The sequence below is a fragment of the Chelativorans sp. M5D2P16 genome (assembly GCF_034427935.1).
Classification (GTDB): domain Bacteria; phylum Pseudomonadota; class Alphaproteobacteria; order Rhizobiales; family Rhizobiaceae; genus Chelativorans.
In genome coordinates this window covers 1-2,500 of the sequence record NZ_JAXQNM010000040.1, presented here as the reverse complement: position 1 = coordinate 2,500, position 2,500 = coordinate 1, and the positions used below count along the sequence as shown (strand labels likewise).

At 56.5% G+C, this 2,500-nt stretch carries 1 tRNA gene and 2 rRNA genes (1 of these 3 cut by a window edge); all 3 read left to right on the top strand.

Annotated features, from left to right (window positions below):
* A 23S ribosomal RNA gene (locus SIN08_RS20330) occupies positions 1-2,050 on the top strand (it extends 863 nt beyond the left edge of the window).
* Positions 2,051-2,218: 168 nt separating this feature from the next.
* Positions 2,219-2,333: ribosomal RNA gene (gene rrf, locus SIN08_RS20325) — 5S ribosomal RNA — on the top strand.
* Positions 2,334-2,423: 90 nt separating this feature from the next.
* Positions 2,424-2,500: transfer RNA gene (locus SIN08_RS20320), tRNA-Met, on the top strand.

Sequence of the window (2,500 nt, the reverse complement as noted above, 5' to 3'; positions counted from 1 at the left end):
ACGGTAACACGTACTGGAGGGCCGAACCCGTATCTGTTGCAATAGATTGGGATGACTTGTGGCTAGGGGTGAAAGGCCAATCAAACTCGGAAATAGCTGGTTCTCCGCGAAATCTATTTAGGTAGAGCGTCGACCGAATACCCTCGGGGGTAGAGCACTGGATGGGCTAGGGGTCCTCACCGGATTACCAAACCTAACCAAACTCCGAATACCGAGGAGTACTGGTCGGCAGACACACGGCGGGTGCTAACGTCCGTCGTGGAGAGGGAAACAACCCTGACCAGCAGCTAAGGTCCCCAAGTCATGGCTAAGTGGGAAAGGATGTGAGGACCCCAAAACAACCAGGATGTTGGCTTAGAAGCAGCCATCATTTAAAGAAAGCGTAACAGCTCACTGGTCTAATCAAGGGTCTTTGCGCCGAAAATGTATCGGGGCTAAAGCCATGCACCGAAGCTCTGGGCTCAGCTTGCTGAGCGGTAGCGGAGCGTTCCGTAGGTCCGTGAAGGAAGACCCGTGAGGGCTTCTGGAGATATCGGAAGTGCGAATGCTGACATGAGTAACGATAAAGGGGGTGAGAGACCCCCTCGCCGAAAGTCCAAGGGTTCCTGCTTAAAGTTAATCTGAGCAGGGTTAGCCGGCCCCTAAGGCGAGGCCGAAAGGCGTAGTCGATGGGAACCACGTTAACATTCGTGGGCCTGGAGGTAGTGACGGATTGCGGACGTTGTCCTTCCTTATCGGATTGGAAGGGCCGCCAAGCGGTTCCGGGAAATAGCTCCTCCATATAGACCGTACCCGAAACCGACACAGGTGGACTGGTAGAGCATACCAAGGCGCTTGAGAGAACTCTGCTGAAGGAACTCGGCAATTTGCACGCGTAACTTCGGGATAAGCGTGACCTTCTCGAGGGCAACCTCGGGGGGGTGGCACAGACCAGGGGGTGGCGACTGTTTATCAAAAACACAGGGCTCTGCGAAGTCGCAAGACGACGTATAGGGTCTGACGCCTGCCCGGTGCCGGAAGGTTAAGAGGAGGGGTGCAAGCCCTGAATCGAAGCCCCGGTAAACGGCGGCCGTAACTATAACGGTCCTAAGGTAGCGAAATTCCTTGTCGGGTAAGTTCCGACCTGCACGAATGGCGTAACGACCTCCCCGCTGTCTCCAGCAGAGACTCAGTGAAATTGAATTCCCCGTGAAGATGCGGGGTACCTGCGGTTAGACGGAAAGACCCCGTGCACCTTTACTATAGCTTTACACTGGCATTCGTGTTCGCATGTGTAGGATAGGTGGTAGGCTTTGAAGCCAGGGCGCCAGCCTTGGTGGAGCCACCCTTGAAATACCACCCTTGCGGACATGGATGTCTAACCGCGGCCCGTCATCCGGGTCCGGGACAGTGTATGGTGGGTAGTTTGACTGGGGCGGTCGCCTCCCAAAGAGTAACGGAGGCGCGCGATGGTGGGCTCAGAACGGTCGGAAATCGTTCGCTGAGTGCAATGGCATAAGCCTGCCTGACTGCGAGACAGACAAGTCGAGCAGAGACGAAAGTCGGTCATAGTGATCCGGTGGTCCCGCGTGGAAGGGCCATCGCTCAACGGATAAAAGGTACGCCGGGGATAACAGGCTGATGACCCCCAAGAGTCCATATCGACGGGGTTGTTTGGCACCTCGATGTCGACTCATCGCATCCTGGGGCTGGAGCAGGTCCCAAGGGTATGGCTGTTCGCCATTTAAAGCGGTACGTGAGTTGGGTTCAGAACGTCGTGAGACAGTTCGGTCCCTATCTGCCGTGGGTGTTGGAATATTGACAGGATCTGTCCCTAGTACGAGAGGACCGGGATGGACGCACCTCTGGTGGACCTGTTGTGGCGCCAGCCGCATTGCAGGGTAGCTATGTGCGGACGGGATAACCGCTGAAGGCATCTAAGCGGGAAACCCACCTGAAAACGAGTGTTCCCTATCAGAGCCGTGGTAGACCACCACGTCGATAGGCCGGGTGTGGAAGTGCGGCAACGCATGAAGCTTACCGGTACTAATCGCTCGATCGGCTTGATCATTCTCATTGCTCGTGCCCATCTTTCATGTCCTCACGGATGAGCGCGGCTTACGCCGCTATCCTCCGGACGGGGCGCGCAAGAATGCGCGACGGCCAGTCGGCCTTGCGAAGCTTCGCTTCGTAAGGCGGGGCTGCAAACCCAGCTTCTCGATTTGATGCGCTTGGCCGACCTGGTGGTCATGGCGGGGTGGCTGCACCCGTTCCCATTCCGAACACGGCCGTGAAACGCCCCAGCGCCGATGGTACTTCGTCTCAAGACGCGGGAGAGTAGGTCACCGCCAGGTCTGCCAAACGCATCAACAAACTTCTCTTCAAAACGCCAGAAAAGACGCAAAAACACACGCAATCCAAAACGCGTGGCAAAACCAAAATGACGCGGGGTGGAGCAGCCCGGTAGCTCGTCAGGCTCATAACCTGAAGGTCGTAGGTTCAAATCCTACCCCCGCAACCA